Here is a 26,061-nt window from a genome sequence, read left to right on the forward strand (position 1 = left end):
GGTCCAATTAGATGGTCCAAACTTAGTCGTATCATGTTGTAGATTCAACTACGCCCCCGGAGGCGGTTTGATCCCTACGGCCTCGTTTCGGCATCCGTCTGGCGCAGAAGCTGGTCGAGGGTCAGAAGCGGCTGCTCCGTCACCTTGGCATAGGCATAGTGAAAGCAGTCGAAATTGCTGAGATACCGCCGCCCAATCCCGTGCCTCTCGGCGACTGCGACGGCATAACTCAGAAGCTGCCGAGGCGATCCGGCCTCGCGAATTTCAATACTCCGCGCATCCAGCCATTCAACGACAGCGCCTTCTGCCTCTCGATAACGGCAATCGAGCTGATCCGGGTGAGACAGGACGATGATCGCTTCCCAAGCGGCCAATGGTGAAGTGAAAGGCGAATTTGCCTGCAGAAGCGCCGTTTCGTAGGCTTCCGCAGTCTCCTCGCCGGCCATCATCGCGACGATCGCGCAGGCATCGACGAACATCAGCCGTCATCTCCGATCTGGTGATCGAGATCGTGATAGGCCTCGGGCGGTACAGGCTGCCTGTTCGCCTTGAAGGCAAGGCCGCGTTGCGTGAGAATTCTCGTTGCGGTCTCGCGAGGCGTTTCCTGGCGGATACGTTTGTCGATGGTTTCCTTCAATGCGGAAATCACCGCGTCGGTGATGGTCGTTCCGTCGATACGGGCCAATTCACGGGCCAATGCATCGGCCTCTTCGTTTCGGATATTCAGCGTCATCCGCAGCTACCTCAAGCGTGTAGCCTAATATCGCACATTGTGTAGCTTTTTCCTACTTCAATGTTCCAACATCAAACCGCGCCACATCCTCCAGCAGCTCGATGATGCCCGTCACAGCATGCGCAACCAGCATCTCACCGCGTTGCGCCGTCGCCGCGGCCGCGTTGCCGGCGACGGCCTTGGGGTTTAGATCGGACATCTTCCAGCCGAAGGCGTGCGGGCCGTAGGCGCGCAGATGTCTGAAATCGCGGGAAAAGTCCGATTGGCGGGACGGGAAGTTTTCGGCCCTGGTCATGTTGACCCTATCCGGATTGAGCGCCAGCATGACTGAAGTCTCGATGTCTCCGCCGTGGATGTCGACTGCCTTGTCCTCCGGGGCGATCCAGCCGGCGGGCTGGCCGAAGCGGGTCCAGCTTGTGGCGACCACCAGCATGCCGAACCGCACCCGCGCCTCGGTCGCGACGACGGTCATGAGCGGCGAATTGCCGCCATGGGCGTTGAGCAGCACCAGTTTGCGGATACCCTTGGCGTGAAGATCGCCGGCAATGCCGAGCCAGCGGTAAACGGCTTCGTCGAAGGCAAGTGTCTTCGTACCGGCGACATCTATATGCTCTATCGAATAACCGACGGGCTCCGTAGGCAGGAACGTGACCGGCAGGTGGGCAGGCAGGGCAGGGATCAAGCGGGCGACGAGGCCCTCGGCGATCATCGTGTCGGTCTCGAACGGCAGGTGCGGTCCGTGCTGCTCATGGGCGCCGAGCGGCAGGACGGCGACCCAGTTTCGCCTTTCTGTGGACGCAAGTGTCGTATCATTGTCATGATAGCGTGGCGAAGGGTGCGACATCTGGCGGTGGTTTCCCGGTTTCGATATGGATAGCGCGCAACAGATATAACGGCTACTTCTTTAGGGCAAAACGGGCGGAGCGAATGAGCAAGAAGAAGGGCGACAAAAAAGCCAAGTCCGGCAAGAAGAAGGAACTGGAAGGCCTTTCGGCCACCGACCTTGCGCCGGCGATCACCCAGGCCGCCCGCTCCATGCGCACAGCGCTCAGCCGCAGCCTCGGTGAAAGCGGGCTTTATGCCGGCCAGGACGGCGTCATCCTGATTCTTGCCGAAGAAGACGGCATGACCCCCGGCCAGCTCGCCATACGGCTCGGCGTCAAGGCCCCGACCATGACCCGCACGATCGGCCGCATGGAAGCTCAGGGTTTTCTGGAACGCCGCGCCGACGGCACCGACGGGCGCCTCACCAAGGTGCATCTGACGGAAGCCGGATTGCAGACTGTCGAACAGATCGGCCGCTCGGTCTCCGAGTGCGGCTCGATCGCCGCAAAAGGTCTCTCCGACAAGGAGATCCGCACCCTCCTCAAGCTTCTCAAGACCATCGAACAAAATCTCCAGTCCGAGCCCTCGGACGACAGAGGTTGATTTCCCTCCAGATTTTCGCGGTCACAGGATTGTCGCACGGAATTAAATTGTTTATTTAAAGTTTAATTCGAGCATCGGATAGCGATGCCGGCCATTGCGGGTGGGGGAAATGGCGCAAAAGATCAAGTTGTCGACGATTGGCGAGAGCCTTGGTCTTTCAACTGCCACGATATCGCTCGCGCTGCGCGACAGCCCGCTCGTGGCGGCCGATACCCGGGAAAAAATCAAGGAACAGGCAAGAGCGCTAGGTTATATCTACAACCGCCGGGCCGCCAGCCTGCGTACCTCGCGTTCCGGCATTATCGGCGTCGTGGTGCACGACATCATGAACCCGTTCTACGGGGAAATCCTCAAAGCGATCGAAAGCGAGCTCGACCGCAGCCGTCATACCTTCATCCTTTCCAACCATTACGATTCGGTCGAGAAACAGCGTACCTTCATCGAAACGCTGCTGCAGCTCGGTGGTGATGGGGTGATCATGTCGCCGGCGATCGGCACGCCGATCGAGGATATGAGGCTTGCAGAAGAGAACGGCATGCCGGCCATCCTCGTTGCCCGTTCGATGGAAGGCGTCGAACTGCCGACCTATCGCGGCGACGACAGCTACGGCATTTCGCTTGCCACCAACCATCTGATCGGCCTCGGTCACCGGGTGATCGCCATGATCGGCGGCACGGACCAGACATCGACCGGCCGAGACCGCTATCAGGGTTATGTCAACGCGCTGCGCAAGGCGGGCATCGAGGTCGATCCGAACCTCCGCCTGCCCGGTCCGCGTTCGAAGCAGGGCGGGTTCGAGGCGGCGGTGCATTTTCTCTCCCTGCCGCAGAAGCCGACAGCTGCGGTCTGCTGGAACGATCTGGTGGCGATTGGCCTGATGAACGGCATTGCCCGTGCTGGCCTGATGCCCGGCCATGACATCTCCGTCACCGGTTACGACGATCTCGAGGAAGCTTCGATCGCGACACCGGCGCTGACGACCGTGTGGAATGGGCAGACAGAAGTCGGCCGGCTTGCGGCGCGCGCCCTGCTCGACCGCCTCGCCGGCAGTCACGAGCCGGACGGCATCCATCTGATCAAGCCGGAAATGCGCATCCGCCAATCGACCGGCGTGCACCGGCCGAGGGCCTGAGGTTCACGCCGTGACATTGTGCGGTTGGTTCCGGCTGGAAGCGAAAAGACACTATAAGCAGTGGTGATGCCCAACCGAGGGGTCTGGAAATTATGGTCTTGGCTTTTCCAATTGCCACCTCAAGTTGGCTTTGACAGCGGGCCATTCAGACGCGATTATCGAATAAACTGCCGTATCGCGAATGGTGCCATTGGCCATCACCATATTGGAGCGAAGCACCCCATCAAGCTTGGCCCCAAGCCGCTCGATCGCTCGGCGGCTTTGAATATTCATAAAATGCGTCCTGAACTCCACGCATATGCAATCCAGCTTCTCAAAGGCGTGTTGCAACAAAAGCAATTTGCATTCGGTGTTGAGTGGTGACCTCTGCACAGACTGACGGCACCATGTAGCGCCGATTTCAAGCCTTCTGTTTGCGGCATCGATGTTCATATAGGTGGTCATTCCAACGGCTTTACCATTTGTCCTTTCGACAATGGCAAATGGGAGCATCGAGCCGATTGTGCGGAGCTCGAGCCGTCTTTCAATTTCGGCCCCGATATTTTCTGGCTCTGGAACTTTTGTGTACCAGAGGCGATGCAACTCTCCGTCGCCGGCGGCTTCGACCAAGTCATCATGATGCTCCATCGTAAGCGGAACGATGGATGCGAAATTGCCTTCTGCCGTAAACAGATCTGGCCAAACTGACATCCAAACACCCCAAAATTCGTTTCGATGGTTATGAAATTGACGAGGTTTTCTCACGACAATCATCACCTACTGAAGCACTGTCCACCTCGGCCACGCGGTCGCCGAAATGAAGGGCTTGATGTTCCGCCGGAACCTCTTAGAGCATCTCTCTCTGTTGGTTGGGCGCACATATTGCCGACCGGAAAGATCTCCGGTCTAACGGCGCAAGCGCTCAGAGTGTTATTTCCCCTATCGGAACCGGTCCCATTGTGATTGTCAGGCCGCCACGTTGGTCAGCGTCTTGCGGGCCGCATAGGCGCGGACAGCCTCGCCGAAGGCCTGGAACAGCGCCCGTGACGGCGCGTCGGTTTCCGCCCAGTATTCCGGGTGCCATTGCACGCCGACGGCGAAGTTTTTCGCGTCGATGACCGAAACCGCCTCGATCGTGCCGTCTTCGGCCGTCGCTTCGACCTTCAGCCGGGGGGCGGTTTCGGCGATCGCCTGGCGGTGCAGCGAGTTCACCTGGACCTCGCCTGTCAGGCCGAGATAGGTGGCGATGCAGGAGCCTTCCTCGATGAAGACCGGCTGGCGGATCGCATACATGCTGTCGCGCTCCTTCACATCGGGTTTGCGGTGGTCCCAGATGCCTGGCTGGTCCTGGATTTCGCTTGCCAGCGTGCCGCCCAGTGCCACGTTCAGTTCCTGGATGCCGCGGCAGATGGCGAGCAGCGGAATGCCGCGGTCGATCGCCCGGCGGATAAGGGGCAGGGAGGTCGCGTCGCGGGCCGGGTCGAAGGGACCATCGCCGGCCGTTGCTTCTCTGCCATAGAGCGACGGGTGAACATTGGTCGCTGAACCGGAAACCAGCACGCCATCGACCCGGTCGAGGATGGCGTCGGTCTCGTTGCCTTCTTCGAAAGCCGGAATGATGAAGGTCATCACATCCGCCACCTTCAATGCCGCCTGGACATACTGGTTCGGCGAGGCATGCCAGATCGCTCCATCCAGTTGGCGGATATCGGCAGGCAGGGCGATGATCGGTTTCGGCATCAGGCTCTCCAACGAGGCTCGCTATCGCGTCTCTTTTCGTTGTGCCGCGGCACCGCGCTTCAAGTCAAGATCGAGGGCCGTTTCGGGGGAAGGCGCTGCCCAAAGAATAAGCATCGGCGCTTTGAAATCTCTTGTGAATCCAGTTTGGGGGAGGCGCTACGAAAGTCTAAGGACAAAAGGCGTTCCCGCATTAAGGAATATTAGCTCCGGCGCTTGCAACCCATAGGCCAAAATGTTTACCTCGCCGCAGGATCGGGGGAGTGGGAACAGATAATCCCTCCGGTTTGTCTTACTGGGAGGTATTTCATGGATCGTCGTTCATTCTTTAAAAAGGCCGCCGTCACCGGCGCCGGCGCAGCTGCCGCTACGGTGCTCGCCGCACCGGCCATCGCGCAGTCGAGCCCGAAAATCACCTGGCGTCTGACGTCTTCATTTCCGAAGTCGCTGGACACCATCTATGGCGGCGCTGAAGACATCGCCAAGCATGTCGCCGCAGCAACCGACGGCAATTTCACCATTCAGCCGTTTGCCGCCGGTGAAGTCGTGCCGGCCGGTCAGGCTTTGGATGCCGTCAGTAACGCGACGGTCGAAATGTGTCATACTTGCTCCTACTATTTCGTAGGCAAGGACCCAACGTTTGCCATTGGCACTGCAATTCCTTTCGGCCTCAACGCACGACTGAGCAATGCATGGTTCTACGAAGGCAACGGCAACAAGTTCCTGAACGAATTTTACGCCAAGCACAATGTCTACGGGCTTCCCGCGGGTAATACGGGCGCTCAGATGGGTGGTTGGTTCCGGAAGGAAATCAACACCGTAGACGATTTCAAGGGCGTCAAGATGCGCATCGCCGGGCTTGCCGGCCGGGTGGTCGAGAAGCTCGGTGTCGTGCCGCAGCAGATACCTGGCGGCGACATCTATCCGGCGCTCGAAAAAGGCACGATCGATGCGGCGGAATGGGTCGGCCCCTATGACGACCACAAGCTCGGCTTCTACAAGGTGACCAAATATTACTACTATCCGGCCTTCTGGGAAGGTGGCCCGGTCATCCACGCCTTTATGAATTTGGACAAGTGGAACGCCCTGCCGAAGAGTTACCAGGCGGCACTGACCGACGCCTGCGCGTTTGCCAATACCAGCATGATGGCGAAATACGACACGAAGAACCCGACGGCGATCAAGCAGATCGTCTCGCAGGGCACCACCCTTCGCCCGTTCAGCCAGGAAATCCTCGAAGCCTGCTACAAGGCATCTCTTGAGGTCTACAAGGAAATTTCGGCTTCGAACGAGACGTTCAAGAAGATCTACGAAGATCAGGTCGCCTTCAAGAAGGAAGCCTATCTCTGGATGCAGCTGTCGGAATATACCTACGACACCTTCATGATGATCCAGCAGCGTAGCGGCAAGCTCTGATCCCAGATCAGGCAAGTGTCATTTCAGGAACCCCGGATCGAAAGGTCCGGGGTTTTTGTCTGTGCTGATGCCGCCGGGACGCATCAAGCCGAGGTGAGGGAGGCCGAAGGACGGTTCGTGAAGCGGCTGAAGACTTCCGGGGAGGGAAAGGCCAGGATGTTTTCGTAGGTCCGCGCCTCGGGGCGATCGAACCGTTTGAGAACCGGTGCGCCGCCATGGCGAAAATTCCATTTCAGTTTTTCCAGCGTTGAAGCCGATGCCGGCGCATATTCCAGGTCGTAGAGTTGATAATCCGGCAGGCAGGCGGTGAGCTTGCCGAAGTCGTCGGGCCCTGCGAGATGGCCGTGGAACTCGAAGGACACGATAGGCCGGTTGAAGGCGATGGTTTCGCGCAGTCCTTTCAGAACCCGCTGCTCGAACCCCTCGACATCGATCTTGATGAAATCGACCCTGGTTATTCCGAGCTGCCTGACGAGTTTGTCGGCTTGGAAAACCGGCAGGCGCAGGATGCGGCTATGCCCCGATGGCCGGTCATCGTCCACAAAGCCGCTGGCGCCCAGGTTGCCTTCGAGATTTTCGCGGAACATGAGCGTGTCGTCGCAATCGCCGAGAGCCGCTTGATGCAGTCGGATGTTGGTGAGCCGGTTCGAGCGAATGTTGTCGGTCAACCGCCTGAAGACTTCGGGGTTCGGCTCGAAGCAATGGATCTCGGTGAAGTCTCGATTGAGGTGAATGGCGTGGTTGCCGATATTGGCGCCGACATCGAGTGCCACGGCGCCGGGATCGAATCGGCCCTGCAGGAATTCCAGAAACCGTCCTTCAAAGCAGCCTTCGACGAAGATGGCCTCGTCGATGCTTTGCGCGGGATCGAGTTTGAAGATGTATCCCCGGTTGGTGCAGTGAATGAAGACGTCGCTCTCTTTCGCAAACCGCCTGCGCCGCAACGGCTCGACGATGGTGCGACCGATCGACCTTCGCACAACGTACATAGCATTCGGCAATACGTGGCTTATCTGCATGTCAGGCCCCGAGCGCTTCAGCCAAACTGATTTGGGGACGACCGACTTCAGCATCATGCCGTCTGTCAAACTTTATAGGCTCGACGGGCCGGTTAGTATGGCTACCTAAGTGTTAGCTGCGCCGGGATCTGGCACCGGACCTCGATCGGCATACGACTATTGCGGTAGAGGAACGGCCAAAAGACGAGTTTGACGTAGGGGCTCCGGGCTGGCCGGACTTCGCTGGGCTCCCTTGCTTGGCGGGAATAGCGATGGAGGACAGAGCGTCAACTCTGTCCTCCCAAGATATGGTCCCTGTCCAGGGTGGACGGGTGCTGCCCTTACGGGTTGATCTTCGGTGGCTCGCCGAAGTTCGGCATGCCGGGCAGGCCCTGCTGGCCCGGCTGAGCCGGGGCGCCGTCCATCGGGGGCAGGCCGAAATTCGGCATCTGGTTGCCGCCGCCGTTGCCGAAGCCGGGGATCTCGATCTTGATCGTGTTGAGATCGACGTCAGGCGCCTTGTCCAGCCAGTAGGTGACGGACTCGGGCCAGAAGATCACGATGGCGACGAGAACCAGCTGCATGCAGAGCCACGGGATGGCGCCGAGATAGATATCCTTCGTCTTCACCGATTTCGGCGCGATCGAGCGCAGGTAAAAGAGCGCAAAGCCGAAGGGCGGGTGCATGAAGCTGGTCTGCATGTTGATGCAGAGCAGCACGCCGAACCAGATCAGGTCGATGCCGAGAGCGCTCGCGACCGGCGCCAGCATCGGGATGACGATGAAGGCGATCTCGAAGAAATCGAGGAAGAAGGCGAGGAAGAAGATGAAGATGTTGACGAAGATCAGGAAGCCGAGCGCTCCGCCGGGAACGTGCGACAGAAGATGCTCGATCCACAGGCCGCCATCCATGCCCTGGAAGACGAGGCTGAAGCAGGTGGCGCCGACCAGGATGAAGACGACCATGGAGGTGATCGTCATCGTCGAATGCATGCCCTGACGCAGCAGATCCCAGGTGAGGCGGCGATGCATCGCGGCGATCACCATGGCGCCGACGACACCGAGTGCGCCTGCTTCCGTCGGGGTCGCGAGGCCCATGAAAATGGTGCCGAGCACGAGGAAGATCAGCACGATCGACGGGACCATGCCCCAGAGGACCTTGATGACCAGGGCCATGTTCATCTCGCCCCGCGCTTCCGGCGGCAGCGGCGGAACGTCCTGCGGCCGGAAGATCGACAGGCCGAGGATGAACAGCATAAAGATCGTCACCTGCAGGATCGAGGGTCCGATCGCGCCGAGATACATGTCGCCGACGGAACGGCCAAGCTGGTCGGCCAGAACGATCAGCACGAGCGAGGGCGGGATGACCTGGGTGATCGTGCCCGAGGCGGCGATGACGCCGGTCGCAAGCCGCGGATTGTAGCCGTATTTCAGCATGATCGGCAGCGAGATCACGCCCATGGTGATGACTGACGCGGCGACCGTGCCGGTGATCGCGCCGAGGATGGCGCCGACGATGATAACCGCATAGGCGAGGCCGCCGGGAACGGCGCCGAACAGCTTGCCGGTTCCTTCGAGCAGATCTTCGGCCAGGCCGCAACGCTCGAGGATCGCTCCCATGAAGGTGAAGAAGGGAATGGCAAGCAACAGATCGTTGGAGACGATGCCGAATATGCGGAACGGCAGCGCCTGCATGAAGGCGAATTCGAAATGGCCGGTGGCGATGCCGAGAAGACCGAAGAAGAGGCCGACGGCCGAGAGCGAAAAGGCGACCGGGAAGCCGTAAAGCATGAAGATGATCATGCCGATGAACATTGCCGGCGGCATTATACCGTATTGGAACATGAGCGGTTATCCCCCGAAAATGGTGTTATTGCAGCGGCTTTTCGTAGGTCGTATCGACCTGGAGGACGCCCAAAAGACCGGCGATGCGCTTCACCAGTTCGGAAAATCCCTGCAGCGCCAGGAGGCTGAAACCGGCGACGATGATGAGTTTCACCGGCCAGCGGATGAGGCCGCCGGCGTTCGAGGACACTTCGCCCTGCGCGTAGGAGAGCGCGAAGAACGGCCAGGCAAGCCATGCGAGATAGATGCAGGCCGGGATGAGGAAGACAATCAGGCCGATCGTATCGATCCACAGGCGGGCGCGGTCGGAAACGGCGCCGTAGATGAGATCGACGCGCACATGCTCATTCAGCCTCAGAGTGTGGGAAGCGCCCAGAAGCACGACGAAGCCGAAGAGATACCACTGGATTTCAAGCCAGCCGTTGGAGCTGTAGTTGAAGAGGTAGCGGATGAGCGCATTGCCGGCGCTGATGAGGGTGCAGGCGAGAACGAGATAGCCGGAAAATTTGCCAATAATTTCGCTGAGGCGGTCGATGAGACCGCTGATCTTCAACAATGCAGCCATGGTTTCCCCAATTCAACGGGTCTCTCTTATCCCGCCCGCCCTGGCATGGCGATGTAAACCAAGGTCTAATAAAAGGAAAGTCCTAAAAGCCTGGGTTTTCGTCTACAAAAAGCAGGGATCGAAAGGCGTTGCGCAAGCCGGGAAGAGGTTGCGTCTCTGCCGAAGGTTGCGTGGTCGAAATTTTAGCTATCCTGTTGTCAATTTATTCAGCAAACTCTCAAGAACCCCCCAATGAAAGGGGGGCTGCGGCCCGCGGACAAGCAATTTTTAAAGGGTTTCCCGCAGTGTCGACCGGAAGACAAGGGATGAACCCGATGAAAGAGACAGAAGCGAAGACGCTGTCGACGGATGTGTATCTGTCGTTCGTCACGTCGCTATTTGGAAATCGCGGCACACTATGGACCGGCGTGGTTGTTCACGTCCTGTGGTGCCTGCTCGTTTTCCATTACAGCGGTGCGCAATTCTATCTCCTGTTCGCCTGCGGCTTCGCGGCGGTCTTTGCCTATCGCATGTACTGGTTCCAGCGGTTCGACAAGGTGGACAAGGGGGCGCTGACCTATGACGGCATCGCCGCCTGGGAGCAGCAATATGTGATCGGCGCGTTCCTCGCGGCCTTCCTGCTCGGCATCGCCAGCGGCTATGCCCTGCTGGTGCTGGAAAACCCGTTCGTCGGCTTCACCTGCATCGCCATGACGCTCGGCTCGATGATGTCGATCGTCGGCCGCAACTATGGTTCGCGCATCGCCGTCGATCTCCAGACGCTCGGCTGCTGCGGTCCGATCCTGATCGCCTGCCTCTTTACCGAGGATCTGCATCTGGCGCTGATGTCGCTGCTGCTCATCCCCTTCGGCCTTACCACCAGGTCGATGGCCAACGGGGTGCGCGAATTCCTTTATGAAAACGTCATCGCGTCGCGGAAGATGGCGATCATCGCCGGCCGCTTCGATATCGCCTTGAAGACCATTTCCCACGGCCTGGTGATGCTCGACGGCGAAGGCAAGATTCAGGTGATCAACCGCCGCGCCCGCGATCTGCTCGGCCTCGACAAGAAGAGCGATCTCAAGGACCGCGATTTCGCCGCCGTGCTCTGCGAGGATGCGGAGAATGCGCCCGAGACCATCCTGCGCCAGCTTTCCAAACTTGCCGACGGCTCGCTCGAACGCGCGCTCTTCAAGTTCAAGGACGACCGTCATCTCGAATTCTCGGTCAGCCCGCGCACCGACGGCGGTGTCGTGCTGATCTTCGAAGATGTCACCGCCCGTCTCGCAGCCGAGGAAAAGGTGCTGCACATGGTGCGGTTCGACGCCTTGACCGGCCTGCCGAACCGCGGCCACTTCGCGGATCTTGCCACAAAGAAGCTGAAACGGCGGGGCGAAGCCCTGGCGGCGCTCGCGATGTTCGACGTGGACGGGTTCAAGCATGTCAACGACCTGCGCGGCCACGTGGTCGGCGACCGATTGCTTGCGGCGATCGCGGCAAGGCTTACAGCACTGAAGAGCGACGGACTGCTGGCGGGCCGCCTGGTCGGTGACGAGTTCGTCGTGTTGCTGACCGGCGGCGACGACGATTGCGAGCTGGAGCGTCAGATCCGCCGCATCCACGCCGAGATCCAGGGCGACTATTACGTCGACGGGCTTCGTCTTCCCGTTTCGATGAACAGCGGCTGCGTCATCCTGCCGTCGCAGGACTTCGACATGGAAAACTGGCAGATCAAGGCGGACCTTGCACTCAACCACGCGAAATCCACCGGCAACGGCACGCTGACAGTGTTCCTTTCGGAAATGGACGCCCAGTATATCGACGAGCAGAAGCTCCGCGTCGACCTTCGCCAGGCGATCGAGAACCACGGCCTGCATGTCGTCTATCAGCCGATGTATCGTCCCGACGGTTCCGGCATCGAATGCAGCGAGGCGCTGGTGCGCTGGCGCCATCCGGAGCGCGGCATGGTGGGACCGAACGTCTTCATCCCGATGGCCGAGGACATGGGGCTCGTCTCGCACATCACTCACCTCGTGCTCGACCAGGCCTGCCGCGACTGCGCGACCTGGCCGGAGCCGATGGCCGTTTCCGTCAACCTTTCGATCCAGGACCTGCGCAACGACGACATCGTCGGTTATGTGGCGGACGTGCTGAAGCGCTATTCGCTCGATCCGTCGCGGCTGCATCTCGAGGTCACCGAAAGCTGCTTTATGGACGAACCGGTGGCGGTCAGCGCCATTCTCAACCAGTTCCGGGTGACCGGGGTGACTATCGCGATCGACGATTTCGGCACCGGCTTCTCGAGCCTGAGCTATCTCGACTCCCTGCCGCTCGACGTGGTCAAGATCGACCGGGCGTTCATCCGCAATATCGCCGAGGACCAGCGCAAGCTGAAGCTCCTGCGCGGCATCGTGCATCTGTCTCGCGAACTCGGTCTCAAGATCGTCGTCGAAGGCGTGGAGACCAAGGAACAGCTTGCGCTGATCAACCGCCATCGGTTCTCCGATCTGGTCCAGGGTTACGTGTTCTCCGTGCCTGTCGCTTCCGAAAAGATCATCGAACTGGCGGCCGAGGCTGCTCCCGCCGCCAAGCTTTCGTCCATCCGGCGTGGTGCCAAAAATGCACAGGCCTCGCCTCTTCGGGCTGCCGCTCGCTAAATCCCGCCTGAAACTGGAACAGTGTTAACGGTTTTGGGACGCTGGCGAGCGGTCGTTAACCGTTTGTTAACCATAACATTTAGAATTTTATTCAATTCGTGGTCCATTCATTGCGGGCTATGGGTCTTTTAGGGTTAATCCATGGTTAAAGCTCATGGAACAAATCCCAATGCCCTTAGGCCAATCATTTTCTGACGGAAACTTTTCAGCAAAACTTCTCTCCACACTCGACCATGTCGAATATCGGCGTATCGAGAGCAACGAAGATTTCGAGGATATCGCCAGGCTGCGATACAGAGCCTACAAGACCCACAACGTGCTGCCGGTCGCGGCGACCAAGCTCATCGACGAGATCGACTTCGACAAAAATGCGCATGTCTTCGGCGTCTATTACGACGAGGAACTGGTCAGCACGATCCGCCTCCACCACGTCACGCCGGAGCACAGGGTCTGCCAGTCGATCGCCATTTTCCCCGAAGCCGTGAACGGCCTGCTGGATGCCGGGATGACGCTGATCGATTCAGCGCGTTTCGCCATTGCCCCGGAATATGCCAGCGAACTTTCGGCCATGCCTTACCTGACGGTGCGGCTGACGCCGGTCGCGGCGATCTATTTCGACGCGGACCGCGTGCTGCAGCCGATCCGTCCGGCGCATGCGGCATTTTATCGCCGGTTCTTCTATGCCCAGCCGGTGGTGCCGCCGCGGCGGATCCCGCAATACGATTTCGATCTGATGCTGCTCGCATCGCAGACCCGCGAATTGCGCTCCAAGATGATGAAGCGCTTCCCGGCGTTTCAGTCGGAGGCCTATGAACGCCGCCTGCTGTTTGCGCGCTCCTCGAATTTCGACACCGCGCCGCTCACCATCCTGCCGACGGCCCGCATCGCCGGCCGGCCGAACTCCCCCGAAATGTCCTACCTGACCTGAAGCTCTGAAGCTTGGGCGTACCGGAAGCCATTGTGGCGGCATTGCGCTTTCCCATGGCTTTGTGTAAGGCCTGAAGTGACCTCCATCGTGCCGAACGAGGCATGATTCCGGATGTCGACAAGGGTTTTCCCCGCAGGCGCCGACGCTTCGATCGAGCGGGCGCGTGCGGCTGATGAAGGAGACGGGACTGATGGACAATCACCATAGCGGGCCGGTGGAAACGGGTGCTTCGATGGATTATGCGGAACACGACAGGACCTACAACGCCTTCATCGCGGGTGCGAAATGGGGCACGATGGTCATCGTCGTTCTGATGATCGCCATGGCTGCCGGTTTCTTCGGCGGAGCGGGCTTCATCGGCAGCCTTCTCGTCTTCATCATTCTCAATATAGCCGGCGTTTTCCTGCTGCGTTGATCCGGTTCGGCCAGCCCGGCCACCGGCTTTGAGGAAGGGCGAAGCTTTTCGCCCGCCTTGCGATATCGACTGGGAGGAGACAGTCTTTGCCGAAGATCGTATTTGTATGCCGTGAAGGTTCCGACGAACCGCGCGTCGCCGCTTCGCCCGAGAGCGTCAAGCGGCTGACAGGGCTAGGGCTCTCGGTGGTGATCGAGAGCGGGGCCGGCCTTGCGTCCGGTGTTCGCGATGCGGATTTCGAAGCCACCGGTGCCCGCATAGCCGGTGCGGGGGAGGTCGGCTCGGCCGATATCATCCTGAGGGTCAACCGGCCGACGGCCGCCGAGATGGTGTCCTACAAGGCGGGCGCCGTGGTGTTCGCCGTCATGGACCCCTACGGCAACGAGGCCGCCCTTGCCGGGATGGCGAAAGCCGGGCTCACCACGTTTGCCATGGAACTGATGCCGCGCATCACCCGCGCCCAGTCGATGGACGTGCTGTCCTCCCAGGCGAACCTTGCCGGATATCGCGCCGTCATCGACGCATCCCATGAATACGGCCGCGCCATGCCGATGATGATGACCGCCGCCGGCACCGTGCCTGCCGCAAAAGTCTTTGTCATGGGCGCCGGCGTTGCCGGCCTGCAGGCGATCGCCACGGCTCGCCGTCTCGGCGCCGTGGTATCGGCAACCGACGTGCGCCCCGCCGCCAAGGAACAGGTCGCCTCGCTCGGCGCGAAGTTCATCGCGGTCGAGGACGAGGAATTCAAGGCGGCCGAAACCGCCGCCGGTTACGCCAAGCCGATGTCGGAAGCCTATCAGGCAAAGCAGGCGGCCTTGGTCGCCGAGCATATCGCCAAGCAGGACATCGTCATTACCACGGCTCTCATCCCCGGCCGCCCGGCCCCGAAGCTGGTGACGCGCGCTATGCTGGCGTCGATGAAGCCCGGTTCGGTGGCGGTCGATCTGGCCGTCGAGCGCGGCGGCAATATCGAAGGCTCGGAAAAGGGCAAGGTCGCCGATGTCGAGGGTGTCACCGTGATCGGTTACGCCAATGTCGCGGGCCGCATCGCCGCCTCCGCTTCGGCGCTTTATGCCCGCAATCTGTTCGCGTTCATCGAGACCATGGTCGACAAGGGCACCAAGGAATTTGCCGTCAATCTTGAGGACGAACTCGTCAAGGCAACCATGCTGACCCATGGCGGCCAGGTCATGCACCCGAATTTTGCGGCGGCCGCGCTCGCCGACGAGACGCCGGTTGCTGCGCCTGCTCCAGCCGCAATCTCCATAAAGGAGCCGGCGGCTGCCAAACCGGTGCGCGCCCGCAAAAAGCCGGTCGCAGATGAAGCCGCAAGCAATGGAGATCTGTGATGGCCGGTGAAGCAATGGACAAGGCGCTGGAGCAGCTCGACCAGGCTGTGACCGCCGTGATGAGTGCCGCCGCCCAGGCACCGGAAGCGGCGAGCGCCGCAACCGGCGGGGCGATCGATCCCTTCGTGTTTCGGCTGGCGATCTTCGTGCTGTCGATCTTCGTCGGTTATTACGTCGTCTGGTCGGTGACGCCGGCGCTGCATACGCCGTTGATGGCGGTTACCAACGCGATCTCCTCGGTCATCGTCGTCGGCGCGCTGCTTGCGGTCGGCGTATCGGCGAGCGGCTTTGCGACCGGCTTCGGCTTTATCGCGCTGGTGCTCGTTTCGGTGAACATCTTCGGCGGCTTCCTGGTGACCAGCCGGATGCTCGCCATGTACAAGAAAAAAGATCGCTGAGGGTTCGGATACCATGTCGCAGAGCCTCGCAGCTTTCCTCTATCTCGTGTCCGGCGTGCTGTTCATCATGGCTCTCCGGGGTCTTTCCCACCCGACGACCAGCCGCAAGGGCAATGTCTACGGCATGGTCGGCATGGGTATCGCCATCGTCACCACCCTGCTGCTCGCCACGCCCACTTTCGGCGGCTTTATCCTGATCGTGCTGGCGCTCAGCCTCGGCGGCGGGGCAGGGGCCTATATCGCCCGTACCATTCCGATGACGGCGATGCCGCAGCTCGTCGCCGGCTTCCATTCGCTGGTCGGCTTTGCCGCGGTGATGGTGGCGGCGGCAGCACTTTATGCGCCCGATTCCTTCGGCATCGGCGCGATCGGCCATATCCACGGTCAGGCGCTGATCGAACTGGCGCTCGGCGCGGCGATCGGAGCGATCACCTTTACCGGCTCGGTCATCGCTTTCCTGAAGCTCGACGGGCGGATGTCCGGCAAGCCGATCATGCTGCCCTACCGGCACTTCATCAATATCGGCCTGCTGGTGCTGGTCGTCGTCTTCGTCTTCGGCCTGGTGCAGACCGAAAGCCATTTCGACTTCTGGCTGGTCGTGGTGCTGGCCTTGGCACTCGGCGTGCTGCTGATCGTGCCGATCGGCGGCGCCGACATGCCGGTCGTCGTGTCGATGCTGAACTCCTATTCCGGCTGGGCGGCCGCCGGCATCGGGTTCACGCTCGGCAACCTCGCGCTGATCATCACCGGCGCGTTGGTCGGCTCCTCGGGTGCGATCCTCTCCTACATCATGTGCAAGGGGATGAACCGGTCCTTCATCTCGGTCATCCTGGGCGGCTTTGGCGGCGAGACGGCATCTGCTGCCGGCGACGACGGCGTGCAGCGGACGGTGAAACAGGGCTCGGCCGACGACGCGGCCTTCCTGATGCAGAACGCCGAGAAGGTGATCATCGTGCCGGGTTACGGCATGGCCGTCGCCCAGGCCCAGCATGCGCTGCGGGAACTCGCCGATACGCTGAAAAGCCACGGCGTCGAGGTCAAGTACGCGATCCATCCGGTCGCCGGCCGCATGCCCGGCCATATGAACGTGCTGCTCGCCGAAGCCAATGTCCCCTATGACGAAGTCTTCGAACTGGAAGACATCAATGCGGAGTTCGCGCAAGCCGACGTCGCCTACGTCATCGGCGCCAACGACGTCACCAACCCGGCGGCCCGCGACGACAAGACCTCGCCGATCTACGGCATGCCGATCCTCGACGTCGACAAGGCGAAGACCTGCCTGTTCGTCAAGCGCTCGCTCGGTTCTGGCTATGCCGGCATCGACAACACGTTGTTCTACAAGGACGGCACGATGATGCTGCTCGGCGATGCCAAGAAGATGACCGAGGACATCGTCAAGGCGATGAAGCACTGAAGCCAGTTGAACGGTGAACATGAAGCCCGGCATCGCCGGGCTTTTTTGTGAAGGCGGATCGTGCGACATTGGAAGTGAGCAGGAGGCCAGAATGGCGAAGATTGCCGATCACACGCGCGCTGCCGAAGAGCTTTCGCAGCGGGAATGGCAAGAGCCTGCATCCCGGGCCGCCCGTAAAGAAGCTTTGAAAAGATTGGGAAAATTCCGCGGCCGGCTTCCCGAAGACTTTGTCTTCGACCGGGAGGATGCGAGTTGCCGGTAATTTTTCGAGCATGACCATCCCCACCAGTCACCCTTTCGATTTCGATCCCACCTACGGCATGGGGCTGAAGCAGCTTCAGGCCGTGGTGCCGCCGCAAGCGCCGGAGGGTTTCGATACGTTCTGGAGGGATCGGTACCGGCGGGCGATGACAATCGATCCGGAGCCGGGCCTGCGCAAAAGCGGGCTCGACCATCCGAAATGGCATGTCTTCGACATCGCCTATATGTCGACCGGCCGGTTTCCGATCGGCGGCTGGCTTCTTTTGCCGCGGCAGGGGAAGATCAGGCGCGGGCTCGTCGTCGGCCATGGATATGGTGGGCGCGACGCGCCGGATCTCGACATCCCGGTCGAGGAGACCGCCATCCTGTTCCCCTGCTTCCGCGGTATGTCGCGCAGCACCCGGCCGCCGATCTCGCCTGACTCCCACTGGCATGTGCTGCACGATATCGACAAGCCGGACCGCTACATCATCGGAGGCTGCGTCGACGACCTTTGGGTCGCGGTGAGCATGCTGATCGCCCTTTACCCCTGGCTTTCCGGCCATATCGGCTATAGCGGCATCAGCTTCGGCGGCGGCATCGGCGGGCTGGCCATCCCCTTCGACAACCGGATCGATAGAGGACATCTGTCGCTGCCGACCTTCGGGCATCAGGAGCTTCGGCTGAAGCTGAAAAGCATCGGCAGCGCTGCTTCCGTCCAGGCCTATCAGGCCAAATATGGCAACGCGTTGAAGACGCTGCGCCTGCATGATTCGGCGGTGGCGGCGAGCCGCATCACGGTGCCGATGCTGACGAGCGTCGCGCTGTTCGATCCGGCGGTTGCGCCGCCCTGCCAGTTCGCCGTCGCCAACGCAATTCCGAAATCAAAATTTAATGAAATCTTCATCCTGGACGCCGGACATTTCGACTATCCTGGTAGCATGTTGCAAGAGGCGGCCCTTCGCGAGAGGGTCGGACAGTTTTTCAAGGTGTCATGAACCGCGAATATCTGCGCTGGTACAGCCAGCGGCTCCATCGAGACATGGAACTCCTGGTGTTCGGTCATGCCGGCGCCAAGGTGCTGATGTTCCCGACCCGCGAGGGGCGTTTCTGGGAATATGAAGAGCTCGGCATCGTCGGAAGCCTCGCCGACAAGGTGCGCGCCGGCCAGCTGCAGCTCTATTGCGTCGACGGGCTGGCGGCCGAGACCTTTTACGACACACACCAGCATCCCTCGGTGCGGATCCGCAGGCATGCGGCATTCGAGGATTATATCCTCAATGAGGTCCTGCCGCTGATGGCTACCCGGAACGGACATGACTGCACGATCGTGCAGGGCTGCAGCCTTGGCGCCTTCCAGGCGGCCAGCATCGCCTTTCGCCATCCGCATCTGTTCCGCAAGCTCGTCGCGTTTTCGGGGCGGTACGACCTGACGCTGAAGGTCGAGGCGTTCGGCGACCTGCTGGACGGCTATTATGACGATACCGTCTATTTCCACACCCCGTCGCATTTCCTCCCCGGCATCAGCAGCGGGTGGCAGCTCGAAAGGCTGCGGCAGGTGGAGATCGTGCTGACGATCGGTGATGCCGATCCTTTCCTCGACAACAACCAGCATCTCAGCCAGGTTCTGTCCGAAAAGGGTGTCGGGCATCGCATGCATGTCTGGGATGGCCGCGCGCACCGGGCCGGCGCCTGGCGCAAGATGGCGGCGCTTTATATCTGAGGCAGGGCGGAAATCAGCTCGGCCGACAGGCGGGGGTATCAGGTGCTGGCGCGGGTGCGGGTCGCGCCGTCCTGGGCCGGCTTGTAGTTCGGATCGAGACGCATGGCGTGCGAATAGGACTTGTAGGCGCGTGCCTTGTCGCCGCGGCGCTCATAGACCAGTGCCTGGTTCGCCCAGGATTCGGCGAGCTTGTCATTGAGCTCGATCGCGCGGTTGAAGTCCGCAAACGCGTTGTCGTCGTCGTTCAGGGCGACATAGGAAATGCCGCGGCCGTTATAGGGTTCCGGCGAATTCGCCGACAGCGAGATGGCTTTGGAGAAATCGTCGATCGCCTGGGCGTGCTGGCCGCGCCCCTGGTAGATCAGGCCGCGATTGTGCCAGGCGCGGCCATCGGTGGTTTCCAGCTGGATCGCCTTGTTGAAGTCGTTGAAGGCTTCGTTGGTACGGCCGGCCTGGCGATAGATATTGCCGCGGCCGATATAGGCGACGTCGTAGTTCGGGTTGATCTGCAGCGAGCGGTTGTAGTCGTTGGCCGCTTCGACGGGCTTGCCCATGTTGCGATAGACCAGCGCCCGGTTGGCATAGGCCTGGTAGAACTGCGGATTGAGCTGGATGGCGCGGTTGAAGTCCTCCAGCGCCTTCGAAAACTCGCCGGCGCGTCCATAGGCCGTACCACGGACATTGTAGGCTTCCGGATCCTGCGGACTGGAACTGATGACGGAAGAGAGCGAGGCGATGTTCTCTTGGGACCCCTGGGCGCGATCGACGGTGATCATGTCGGTCGAGGTCGTGGTCGAGCAGCCGGCGAGCGCCAGAAGGGCGATCAGCGCGGCAGGCAATGCTGTCTTGCGGCGGACGGGAGAAACATGGTTCAAGAGGCCGGAAATTTCGGTTCCACGAGAGAGAACGGGATTTTTGGCGGCCATCAGGCGCATTTCCTCATGTCGGGGCAAAGGCATTGTAAGTCTCGGACCAAATCAAAAGAGCGGCGGCGCCCATGTCGCCACCGCCCTGAAAGCACATGAAAACGTCCAAAAAACGGCCGATCAACGAGCCGGGCGTGCTGGAACCGTACGAGCCGGAGCTGCAATCAGGCCTTCGCGCTGCATGCGCTTGCGGGCCAGCTTGCGAACGCGACGAACAGCCTCTGCCTTTTCACGGGCGCGCTTCTGCGACGGCTTCTCGTAATAATCGCGCATCTTCATTTCACGGAAAATGCCTTCGCGCTGCATTTTCTTCTTGAGAGCGCGGAGCGCCTGGTCGACGTTGTTGTCGCGGACTAGTACCTGCACGTGAATCCCGTTCCTTTGGTTTGTTGCTCGCCTGGATCGGTACGATTCGAGGCGAAAGAATAACGTCCGCTCGGCCTGGAGCCGTGCGATTGATGACGGCAGATAGCAGAAGAGATGTGCGAAGTCCAGACGCATTAAGGTTGATTGCGCCAATTCTGCGGCCTTTTGCGGGGTGGTATGAGTGGGAAGAGCCTGCCGCGGCCGATGATCCGAATGCGGCGCTGGCCGGAAGCGATCGATCCGATGGTTATCCGGGCCGATTTCGCAAGACCTCGGGCCGGGTTCCGGAACGTCCGGCACCTCGGTCGGATATCGTCCAATCGGCGGACGATCTTGCCCGTGTCGATGGAGAAGGCGAATGCGTCGCAATAGAGCCATTGCGACGCATATTGATTTGCGATGGGTATGGCACTACCCAAATGCCGGCCCTGCGATGAGGGCTGACGATCCGAGGAGTTCGAGGCGAGATGCGCAGATATTCGGTTTTCGCCGTGGCCCGCGAGGCGATGCGTGCCCACAAGGGCTGGGAAGCGCAGTGGGCCTCGCCGGAGCCGCGCAGCGCATACGACGTGATCATCGTCGGCGCCGGCGGGCATGGCCTGGGCGCTGCCTATTACCTGGCCAAGGAACACGGCATCACCAATGTCGCGGTGATCGAAAAGGGCTGGCTCGGCGGCGGCAATACCGGCCGCAACACGACGATCATCCGCTCCAACTATCTCTATGAAGAGAGCATGGACATCTACGAGCATTCGCTGAAGCTCTGGGAGGGGCTGAGCCAGGATCTCAACTACAATGTCATGTATTCGCCGCGCGGCGTGATGATGCTGTCGCACAACACCCATGACATGCAGAGTTTCAAGCGGCATATCAACGCTAACCGGCTCTACGGCATCGACAACGAATGGCTGACGCCGGAGCAGGCCAAGGCCTTCGTGCCGCCGCTCGATATTTCAAAGACGGCGCGTTACCCGATCAACGGCGCCGCCCTGCAGCGGCGCGGCGGCACGGCCCGCCACGATGCGGTCGCCTGGGGTTATGCGCGTGCAGCGTCCGACCGCGGCGTGCACATCATCCAGAATTGCGAAGTGACCGGGATCCGTCGCGGCCCGAACGGCGATGTCCTGGGCGTCGAGACGAACAAGGGCTTCATCGGGGCGAGGAAGATCGGCGTTTCGGCCGCCGGGCATTCGTCCGTCGTGATGGAGATGGCGGGCGTCAGGGTGCCGCTCCATTCAACTCCGCTGCAGGCGCTGGTCTCCGAGCCGCTGAAGCCGATCTTCCCCTGCGTCGTCATGTCGAACACGGTGCATGCCTATATCTCGCAGTCGGACAAGGGCGAACTCGTCATCGGCGCCGGCACCGACCAGTACAATTCCTATTCCCAGACCGGCGGGCTGCAGATCATCACCCACACGCTCGACGCCATCTGCGAACTCTTCCCGATGTTCCGGCGGGTGAAGATGATGCGCCAGTGGGGCGGCATCACCGACAACACGCCGGACCGTTCGCCGATCCAGGGCATCACGCCGGTGCCGGGCCTGTTCGTCAATTGCGGCTGGGGAACCGGCGGCTTCAAGGCGACGCCGGGTTCGGCCAATCTCTTCGCGCATCTGATCGCCAAGGGCGAGCCGCACCGGCTGGCAGCGGGGCTGAACCTCGACAGGTTCCGCACCGGCCGGCTGATCGACGAGGCGGCCGCCGCCGCGGTGGCGCATTGATGTCGGCGGTTTTGGACATGTTTGCGAGCGGTGGATGGGGTCCTTCTTCTCCCCAGCGGGGAGAAGGTGGCGGCAGCCGGATGAGGGGGGCTTCAAGGCAGGCTCGTCCTTCGCTTGTCGCTCGGACGCTCGCGCCTTTCGTCGCTCGCCCCCTCATCCGCCCTTCGGGCACCTTCTCCCCGCTGGGGAGAAGAAGGAGTGCGAGGCTGGCCTTTACACCGACCCCATGTGCCGGGAGACTTTCATGCTGCTGATCCATTGCCCCTATTGCGAGGATGATCGCTCGGAACTGGAATTCCGCTGGGCCGGCGAGGCGCATATTGCGCGGCCGGAAAATATCTCGGCGATTTCCGACGAGGAATTCGCGGAATATTTCTTTCTGCGCAACAACGAAAAAGGCCTCACCTATGAACGCTGGCGGCATATCCACGGCTGCGGCCGGTTCTTCAACGCGGCGCGCGACACGGTGAGCGACAGGTTCCTGATGACATACAAGGCGGGAATGCCGAAGCAGCCGCTTCCGGAGACCGGAGCCTCGGAAAAGACCGTCGAGACCTATGAAGCGACCGAAGGAGACGCACGATGAGCGCCTCCTCCAATTCCGGCGGTTTCCGCATCAAGGGTGCGGGCCGGCTGACGCCCGCCCGCACGGCGCGCTTCACCTTCGACGGCAAGAGTTATACGGCTCTGGAAGGCGATACCGTCGCCTCGGCGCTCTTGGCGCATGGCGTGCATCTGCTTGGCCGCTCGTTCAAATATCATCGGCCGCGGGGCATCTTGTCTGCCGGTCCGGAAGAGCCGAACGCGCTGATCGACGTGTCGCGCGATGCGGCACGGCGCCAACCGAACGTGCGGGCGACCGTGCAGGAAGTGTTTGACGGCGCCAAGATTGCCTCGCAGAACCGCTGGCCGTCGCTCAAGTTCGATGTCGGAGCGGTCAACAATCTGTTTTCGCCATTCTTTGCGGCCGGTTTCTACTACAAGACCTTCATGTGGCCGCGCGAGGCCTGGGTGAAGATCTACGAACCCTTCATCCGCCGTGCGGCGGGCCTCGGCGTTGCGCCAACCGAAGAAGATCCGGATCACTATGCCAACCGCTACGCCCATTGCGACGTGCTGGTTGCCGGTGCCGGCGTTGCCGGCCTGACGGCGGCGCTTTCGGCGGCTGTGACGGGACAAAGCGTTTTCCTCGTCGACGAACAGCCAGAAGTCGGCGGCGCGCTGCATTACGACACGGCGACCACTATCGACGGACAGAACGGTTACGACTGGGCGCAGGCGACAGCGGCAAAGCTGAAGGCCATGCCGAACGTGACGGTGCTGACCCGCACGACGGTGTTCGGTTATTACAATCATGGTTTTCTCGGCCTCGCGGAGCGGGTGACCGACCACGTCGCCAAGCCTGCGAAGAGTTATCCACGCGAACGGCTGTGGCAGGTGCGGGCGAAAAAGGTGGTGCTGGCGACCGGTTCGATCGAGCGGCACATGGTGTTTGCCAATAACGACCGGCCGGGCATCATGCTGGCGTCTGCGGCACGCACCTTCCTCAACCATCACGGCGTTGCAGTCGGAAGACAGGTCGGCGTCTACACGGCGCATGATTCGGCTTACGAAACCGCCTTCGACCTGAAGCGGGCGGGCGTTTCGATCGCGGCGATCGTCGATTGCCGCGCCGATCCCGGCGAGACGCTGCTGGCGGAAGCCCGTGCGCTCGGCATCTCCGTGCTGAGCGGCCATTCGGTGACCGATACCGGCGGCCGGCTGCGGATTTCCTCGATGACCGTGGCCCGCAACGGTGGCGGCGATGCCCGCAAGATTGCCGTCGACGCGCTGATCGTTTCGGCCGGCTGGACGCCTTCGGTGCACCTGTTTTCGCAGTCGCGCGGAAAACTCCGGTTCGACGACGTCAACCAGCGCTTCCTGCCGAATATCTATGCGCAGGATTGCGTTTCCGTCGGCTCCTGCAACGGCACGGACGACTTGGCTGAACTGATCGACGAGGCGATTGCCGCCGGCGGCGGTTCGGTGGCCCTTGCAGGCGAGAACCGGTTCGAATGGACCGGCGGCATGATCGGGGCTGCAGAAGGGGCGGGGCCGGATACGACGGTGAAGGCCTTCGTCGATTTCCAGCACGACGTGACCGCCAAGGACATCCGCCTTGCGGTGCGCGAGGGCATGCATTCGATCGAGCATATCAAGCGCTTCACCACCAACGGCATGGCCTCCGACCAGGGCAAGCTTTCCAACATGCATGGCCTCGCCATCGCCGCCGAAATGCTTGAGCGGCCGATCCCGCAGGTGGGGCTCACCACGTTCCGCGCGCCCTACACGCCGGTCACCTACGGTACTCTGGTCGGCCATTCGCGCGGAGAACTCTTCGATCCGGCGCGCAAGACGCCGATGCACGCGCTCGAAACGGCCAAGGGCGCCGAATTCGAGGATGTCGGCAACTGGAAACGCGCCTGGTATTACCCGAAGCGCGGCGAGGACATGCTGGCTGCCGTCAACCGCGAATGCCGGACGGTGCGCGAAGTGGCGGGCGTGTTCAATGGTTCGACGCTCGGCAAGATCGAGGTCGTCGGCCCCGATGCGGCGCAGTTCCTTGACCTCCTCTATACGAATGCCTGGGGCAGCCTGAAGCCGGGCAAGAGCCGCTACGGGATCATGACCCGCGAGGACGGTTTCGTTTATGACGACGGCGTCGTCGGCCGGCTTGCCGAGGACCGGTTCCATGTGACGACCACGACCGGCGGGGCGCCGCGCGTGTTGCATCATATGGAAGACTATCTGCAGACGGAGTTCCCGCATCTCAGGGTCTGGCTCACCTCGACCACCGAGCAATGGGCGGTCATCGCCGTGCAGGGGCCGAAGGCGCGTGAGATCATTCAGCCGTTCGTCGAAGGCGTCGATATTTCCAGCGAGGCCTTTCCGCATATGAGCGTGGCGGAATGCAGCGTGATGGGCGTTCCGGCGCGGCTGTTCCGCGTCTCGTTTACCGGCGAACTCGGTTACGAAATCAACGTACCGGCCGACTACGGTCCGGCCGTCTGGAAGGCGATCTGGGAGCGGGCGGAGCCGATGGGCGCCTGCCTCTACGGCACCGAAACCATGCACGTGCTGCGCGCCGAAAAGGGCTATATCATCGTCGGTCAGGATACGGACGGCACGGTGACGCCGCACGATGCGGGCCTCGGCTGGGCTGTTTCCTCCAAGAAGCCGGATTTCGTCGGCATTCGCGGGCTGAAGCGCCCAGACCTTGTGCGCGAAAACCGCAAGCAGCTTGTCGGGCTGCTGACCAAGGACCCGGCTGTGGTGCTGGAGGAGGGCGGCCAGATCGTCGCCGATCCGAACCAGGCCAAGCCGATGACCATGCTTGGCCATGTGACCTCCGCCTATTGGTCGGACAATTGCGGCCGCTCGATTGCGCTGGCGCTGGTTGCCGGCGGAAGGGCGCGGATCGGCGAGACGCTCCATGTGCCGCTCAAAGACAGGACGATCGAGGTGGAAGTGACCGACATGGTGTTCTTCGACAAGGATGGAGGCCGCATCCATGGCTGATTCTGGGGCTGATCTGGCAAACCGCACTTTGCCCCTTTCCGGTTTCCACGGCGGTTCATCGACCGTCCGCCTTGAAGCCGCACCGCCCGCCGAGCGCATTTCGCTGCGCGCCAGGGCCGAGGATGTCGCAGCACTCTCCTCGGCGCTCGGCGTCGATCTGCCGGTGAGGCCGAAAACCTCGGCTTCCGCGAATGGCCGCTCGGCGCTGTGGCTCGGGCCGGACGAATGGCTGGTGATCGCGGAAGGGAACGGCGGGCTGATGCAGGCCGCGAAGAATTCCGGCGCGCTGCATTCGGCAACGGATGTTTCCCACCGCAATACGGCGATCCTGGTGTCGGGGCCGGGGGCCGCGGCGGCGATCAATGCCGGCTGCCCGCAGGACCTGTCACCGAAGGTCTTCCCGGTCGGCGCCTGCTCGCGGACCGTTTTCGGCAAGGTGGAAATCGTGCTTCTGCGAACCGCCGACGATGCCTTCCGGATGGAGGTGTGGCGGTCGTTCTCGGACTACGCCTTCGGCCTCTTGGCGGAAGGCGCACAGGACGCGGCCGTCTAAGA

General features: G+C 61.3%; 26 protein-coding genes. 16 read left to right on the plus strand and 10 right to left on the minus strand.

Annotated features, from left to right (window positions below; all coding sequences use genetic code 11):
- Nucleotides 1-74: 74 nt before the first annotated feature.
- From C5J24_RS25000 to C5J24_RS25010, 3 genes are read right to left on the minus strand one after another with little or no spacing between them, the layout of a single operon-like run.
- Nucleotides 75-479, minus strand: a complete 405-nt coding sequence (locus C5J24_RS25000; protein WP_105421753.1) for a type II toxin-antitoxin system VapC family toxin — start codon at nucleotides 477-479, stop codon at nucleotides 75-77.
- Nucleotides 479-733 carry a type II toxin-antitoxin system VapB family antitoxin gene (locus C5J24_RS25005; RefSeq protein WP_046668278.1) on the minus strand — a complete coding sequence of 85 codons (255 nt, stop codon included), beginning with the start codon at nucleotides 731-733 and terminating at the stop codon, nucleotides 479-481. Before C5J24_RS25005 ends, C5J24_RS25000 begins: the two co-directional genes overlap by 1 nt.
- Before the next feature lie 52 nt (nucleotides 734-785).
- Entirely contained in the window at nucleotides 786-1,577 is a 792-nt protein-coding gene (locus C5J24_RS25010; protein WP_105421756.1) for a creatininase family protein, read from the minus strand.
- A gap of 83 nt (nucleotides 1,578-1,660) precedes the next feature.
- On the opposite strand from C5J24_RS25010, the gene C5J24_RS25015 reads away from it, so the two are divergent.
- Both C5J24_RS25015 and C5J24_RS25020 read left to right on the plus strand, forming a co-directional pair.
- A complete protein-coding gene (locus C5J24_RS25015; RefSeq protein ID WP_046668276.1) occupies nucleotides 1,661-2,161 on the plus strand; it encodes a MarR family winged helix-turn-helix transcriptional regulator in 501 nt (166 codons plus the stop codon).
- Between the two features lie 109 nt (nucleotides 2,162-2,270).
- Nucleotides 2,271-3,293, plus strand: a complete 1,023-nt coding sequence (locus C5J24_RS25020) for a LacI family DNA-binding transcriptional regulator (RefSeq protein ID WP_046668275.1) — start codon at nucleotides 2,271-2,273, stop codon at nucleotides 3,291-3,293.
- Nucleotides 3,294-3,383: 90 nt separating this feature from the next.
- Here the strand turns inward: C5J24_RS25020 and C5J24_RS25025 are convergent, their stop codons facing one another.
- Nucleotides 3,384-3,983, minus strand: a complete 600-nt coding sequence (locus C5J24_RS25025; protein WP_105421757.1) for a GNAT family N-acetyltransferase — start codon at nucleotides 3,981-3,983, stop codon at nucleotides 3,384-3,386.
- Nucleotides 3,984-4,238: 255 nt separating this feature from the next.
- Nucleotides 4,239-5,012: a gamma-glutamyl-gamma-aminobutyrate hydrolase family protein gene (locus C5J24_RS25030; RefSeq protein WP_105421759.1), complete on the minus strand. Its 774-nt coding sequence runs from the start codon at nucleotides 5,010-5,012 to the stop codon at nucleotides 4,239-4,241.
- Between the two features lie 306 nt (nucleotides 5,013-5,318).
- Here C5J24_RS25030 and C5J24_RS25035 point away from each other — a divergent pair, with 306 nt between their 5' ends.
- A complete protein-coding gene (locus tag C5J24_RS25035; RefSeq protein WP_105400132.1) occupies nucleotides 5,319-6,425 on the plus strand; it encodes a TRAP transporter substrate-binding protein in 1,107 nt (368 codons plus the stop codon).
- Nucleotides 6,426-6,508: 83 nt separating this feature from the next.
- On the opposite strand, the gene C5J24_RS25040 is transcribed toward C5J24_RS25035, so the two are convergent.
- The 3 genes from C5J24_RS25040 to C5J24_RS25050 all read right to left on the minus strand — a co-directional run bounded on the left by C5J24_RS25040 (nucleotide 6,509) and on the right by C5J24_RS25050 (nucleotide 9,832).
- Nucleotides 6,509-7,444 carry an FkbM family methyltransferase gene (locus tag C5J24_RS25040; protein WP_172724131.1) on the minus strand — a complete coding sequence of 312 codons (936 nt, stop codon included), beginning with the start codon at nucleotides 7,442-7,444 and terminating at the stop codon, nucleotides 6,509-6,511.
- Nucleotides 7,445-7,764: 320 nt separating this feature from the next.
- A complete protein-coding gene (locus C5J24_RS25045; protein WP_105421763.1) occupies nucleotides 7,765-9,267 on the minus strand; it encodes a TRAP transporter large permease subunit in 1,503 nt (500 codons plus the stop codon).
- Between the two features lie 25 nt (nucleotides 9,268-9,292).
- Nucleotides 9,293-9,832: a TRAP transporter small permease subunit gene (locus tag C5J24_RS25050; RefSeq protein WP_105421765.1), complete on the minus strand. Its 540-nt coding sequence runs from the start codon at nucleotides 9,830-9,832 to the stop codon at nucleotides 9,293-9,295.
- A gap of 314 nt (nucleotides 9,833-10,146) precedes the next feature.
- Between C5J24_RS25050 and C5J24_RS25055 the strand changes: the two genes are divergently transcribed.
- From C5J24_RS25055 to C5J24_RS25095, 9 genes are all read left to right on the plus strand, one after another.
- Nucleotides 10,147-12,468, plus strand: coding sequence for a bifunctional diguanylate cyclase/phosphodiesterase (locus C5J24_RS25055; protein ID WP_245440334.1), 2,322 nt, complete (start codon nucleotides 10,147-10,149; stop codon nucleotides 12,466-12,468).
- 169 nt (nucleotides 12,469-12,637) lie between these two features.
- Complete coding sequence (locus C5J24_RS25060; RefSeq protein WP_105421769.1) at nucleotides 12,638-13,396, plus strand: hypothetical protein; 759 nt, start codon at nucleotides 12,638-12,640, stop codon at nucleotides 13,394-13,396.
- 190 nt (nucleotides 13,397-13,586) lie between these two features.
- Nucleotides 13,587-13,811 carry an aa3-type cytochrome c oxidase subunit IV gene (locus tag C5J24_RS25065; protein WP_046668269.1) on the plus strand — a complete coding sequence of 75 codons (225 nt, stop codon included), beginning with the start codon at nucleotides 13,587-13,589 and terminating at the stop codon, nucleotides 13,809-13,811.
- An 86-nt stretch (nucleotides 13,812-13,897) separates the two neighbouring features.
- A complete protein-coding gene (locus tag C5J24_RS25070) occupies nucleotides 13,898-15,160 on the plus strand; it encodes a Re/Si-specific NAD(P)(+) transhydrogenase subunit alpha (protein ID WP_105421771.1) in 1,263 nt (420 codons plus the stop codon).
- Nucleotides 15,160-15,558 (plus strand): proton-translocating transhydrogenase family protein, encoded by a 399-nt coding sequence (locus C5J24_RS25075; RefSeq protein WP_046634620.1) that lies wholly within the window; start codon nucleotides 15,160-15,162, stop codon nucleotides 15,556-15,558. The genes C5J24_RS25070 and C5J24_RS25075 overlap by 1 nt, the downstream gene beginning before the upstream one ends.
- 13 nt (nucleotides 15,559-15,571) lie before the next feature.
- Nucleotides 15,572-16,972: an NAD(P)(+) transhydrogenase (Re/Si-specific) subunit beta gene (locus tag C5J24_RS25080; RefSeq protein WP_105421773.1), complete on the plus strand. Its 1,401-nt coding sequence runs from the start codon at nucleotides 15,572-15,574 to the stop codon at nucleotides 16,970-16,972.
- Between the two features lie 91 nt (nucleotides 16,973-17,063).
- A complete protein-coding gene (locus C5J24_RS25085) occupies nucleotides 17,064-17,234 on the plus strand; it encodes a hypothetical protein (RefSeq protein ID WP_172724132.1) in 171 nt (56 codons plus the stop codon).
- Between the two features lie 10 nt (nucleotides 17,235-17,244).
- Complete coding sequence (locus C5J24_RS25090) at nucleotides 17,245-18,210, plus strand: acetylxylan esterase (RefSeq protein ID WP_105421777.1); 966 nt, start codon at nucleotides 17,245-17,247, stop codon at nucleotides 18,208-18,210.
- The gene (locus C5J24_RS25095; RefSeq protein WP_105421779.1) at nucleotides 18,207-18,935 is read left to right on the plus strand and encodes an esterase family protein; all 729 of its coding nucleotides are present in this window, start codon (nucleotides 18,207-18,209) and stop codon (nucleotides 18,933-18,935) included. The genes C5J24_RS25090 and C5J24_RS25095 overlap by 4 nt, the downstream gene beginning before the upstream one ends.
- Before the next feature lie 38 nt (nucleotides 18,936-18,973).
- On the opposite strand, the gene C5J24_RS25100 is transcribed toward C5J24_RS25095, so the two are convergent.
- On the minus strand, nucleotides 18,974-19,861 hold the full coding sequence (locus C5J24_RS25100) for a tetratricopeptide repeat protein (protein ID WP_245441017.1): 888 nt from the start codon (nucleotides 19,859-19,861) through the stop codon (nucleotides 18,974-18,976).
- Between the two features lie 120 nt (nucleotides 19,862-19,981).
- Nucleotides 19,982-20,227, minus strand: coding sequence for a 30S ribosomal protein S21 (gene rpsU, locus C5J24_RS25105; protein ID WP_037077280.1), 246 nt, complete (start codon nucleotides 20,225-20,227; stop codon nucleotides 19,982-19,984).
- Nucleotides 20,228-20,694: 467 nt separating this feature from the next.
- Here rpsU and C5J24_RS25110 point away from each other — a divergent pair, with 467 nt between their 5' ends.
- From C5J24_RS25110 to C5J24_RS25125, 4 genes are all read left to right on the plus strand, one after another.
- Nucleotides 20,695-21,948 (plus strand): sarcosine oxidase subunit beta family protein, encoded by a 1,254-nt coding sequence (locus C5J24_RS25110; RefSeq protein ID WP_105421781.1) that lies wholly within the window; start codon nucleotides 20,695-20,697, stop codon nucleotides 21,946-21,948.
- A 244-nt stretch (nucleotides 21,949-22,192) separates the two neighbouring features.
- Entirely contained in the window at nucleotides 22,193-22,534 is a 342-nt protein-coding gene (locus C5J24_RS25115; protein ID WP_105422035.1) for a sarcosine oxidase subunit delta, read from the plus strand.
- Complete coding sequence (locus C5J24_RS25120; RefSeq protein WP_105421783.1) at nucleotides 22,531-25,506, plus strand: sarcosine oxidase subunit alpha; 2,976 nt, start codon at nucleotides 22,531-22,533, stop codon at nucleotides 25,504-25,506. Before C5J24_RS25115 ends, C5J24_RS25120 begins: the two co-directional genes overlap by 4 nt.
- Nucleotides 25,499-26,059, plus strand: a complete 561-nt coding sequence (locus C5J24_RS25125) for a sarcosine oxidase subunit gamma (protein WP_105421785.1) — start codon at nucleotides 25,499-25,501, stop codon at nucleotides 26,057-26,059. Before C5J24_RS25120 ends, C5J24_RS25125 begins: the two co-directional genes overlap by 8 nt.
- Nucleotides 26,060-26,061: the final 2 nt, after the last annotated feature.

Origin of the sequence: Neorhizobium sp. T25_27 (assembly GCF_002968565.1) — a bacterium.
In the GTDB taxonomy this organism is placed as follows: domain Bacteria; phylum Pseudomonadota; class Alphaproteobacteria; order Rhizobiales; family Rhizobiaceae; genus Neorhizobium; species Neorhizobium tomejilense.

What these genes read in the sequence shown, in the direction of transcription:
- C5J24_RS25055 (WP_245440334.1), top strand. Translation starts at nt 10,147, where the DNA reads ATGAAAGAGACAGAAGCGAAGACGCTGTCGACGGATGTGTATCTGTCG.
- C5J24_RS25080 (WP_105421773.1), top strand. Translation starts at nt 15,572, where the DNA reads ATGTCGCAGAGCCTCGCAGCTTTCCTCTATCTCGTGTCCGGCGTGCTG.
- C5J24_RS25000 (WP_105421753.1), bottom strand. Translation starts at nt 479, where the DNA reads ATGTTCGTCGATGCCTGCGCGATCGTCGCGATGATGGCCGGCGAGGAG.
- C5J24_RS25125 (WP_105421785.1), top strand. Translation starts at nt 25,499, where the DNA reads ATGGCTGATTCTGGGGCTGATCTGGCAAACCGCACTTTGCCCCTTTCC.
- C5J24_RS25045 (WP_105421763.1), bottom strand. Translation starts at nt 9,267, where the DNA reads ATGTTCCAATACGGTATAATGCCGCCGGCAATGTTCATCGGCATGATC.
- C5J24_RS25040 (WP_172724131.1), bottom strand. Translation starts at nt 7,444, where the DNA reads ATGCAGATAAGCCACGTATTGCCGAATGCTATGTACGTTGTGCGAAGG.
- C5J24_RS25085 (WP_172724132.1), top strand. Translation starts at nt 17,064, where the DNA reads ATGGCGAAGATTGCCGATCACACGCGCGCTGCCGAAGAGCTTTCGCAG.
- C5J24_RS25100 (WP_245441017.1), bottom strand. Translation starts at nt 19,861, where the DNA reads ATGGCCGCCAAAAATCCCGTTCTCTCTCGTGGAACCGAAATTTCCGGC.
- C5J24_RS25035 (WP_105400132.1), top strand. Translation starts at nt 5,319, where the DNA reads ATGGATCGTCGTTCATTCTTTAAAAAGGCCGCCGTCACCGGCGCCGGC.
- C5J24_RS25015 (WP_046668276.1), top strand. Translation starts at nt 1,661, where the DNA reads ATGAGCAAGAAGAAGGGCGACAAAAAAGCCAAGTCCGGCAAGAAGAAG.
- C5J24_RS25005 (WP_046668278.1), bottom strand. Translation starts at nt 733, where the DNA reads ATGACGCTGAATATCCGAAACGAAGAGGCCGATGCATTGGCCCGTGAA.
- C5J24_RS25115 (WP_105422035.1), top strand. Translation starts at nt 22,193, where the DNA reads ATGCTGCTGATCCATTGCCCCTATTGCGAGGATGATCGCTCGGAACTG.
- C5J24_RS25030 (WP_105421759.1), bottom strand. Translation starts at nt 5,012, where the DNA reads ATGCCGAAACCGATCATCGCCCTGCCTGCCGATATCCGCCAACTGGAT.
- C5J24_RS25050 (WP_105421765.1), bottom strand. Translation starts at nt 9,832, where the DNA reads ATGGCTGCATTGTTGAAGATCAGCGGTCTCATCGACCGCCTCAGCGAA.
- C5J24_RS25025 (WP_105421757.1), bottom strand. Translation starts at nt 3,983, where the DNA reads ATGTCAGTTTGGCCAGATCTGTTTACGGCAGAAGGCAATTTCGCATCC.
- C5J24_RS25120 (WP_105421783.1), top strand. Translation starts at nt 22,531, where the DNA reads ATGAGCGCCTCCTCCAATTCCGGCGGTTTCCGCATCAAGGGTGCGGGC.
- C5J24_RS25110 (WP_105421781.1), top strand. Translation starts at nt 20,695, where the DNA reads ATGCGCAGATATTCGGTTTTCGCCGTGGCCCGCGAGGCGATGCGTGCC.
- C5J24_RS25090 (WP_105421777.1), top strand. Translation starts at nt 17,245, where the DNA reads ATGACCATCCCCACCAGTCACCCTTTCGATTTCGATCCCACCTACGGC.
- C5J24_RS25010 (WP_105421756.1), bottom strand. Translation starts at nt 1,577, where the DNA reads ATGTCGCACCCTTCGCCACGCTATCATGACAATGATACGACACTTGCG.
- C5J24_RS25075 (WP_046634620.1), top strand. Translation starts at nt 15,160, where the DNA reads ATGGCCGGTGAAGCAATGGACAAGGCGCTGGAGCAGCTCGACCAGGCT.
- C5J24_RS25060 (WP_105421769.1), top strand. Translation starts at nt 12,638, where the DNA reads ATGCCCTTAGGCCAATCATTTTCTGACGGAAACTTTTCAGCAAAACTT.
- C5J24_RS25095 (WP_105421779.1), top strand. Translation starts at nt 18,207, where the DNA reads ATGAACCGCGAATATCTGCGCTGGTACAGCCAGCGGCTCCATCGAGAC.
- C5J24_RS25020 (WP_046668275.1), top strand. Translation starts at nt 2,271, where the DNA reads ATGGCGCAAAAGATCAAGTTGTCGACGATTGGCGAGAGCCTTGGTCTT.
- C5J24_RS25065 (WP_046668269.1), top strand. Translation starts at nt 13,587, where the DNA reads ATGGACAATCACCATAGCGGGCCGGTGGAAACGGGTGCTTCGATGGAT.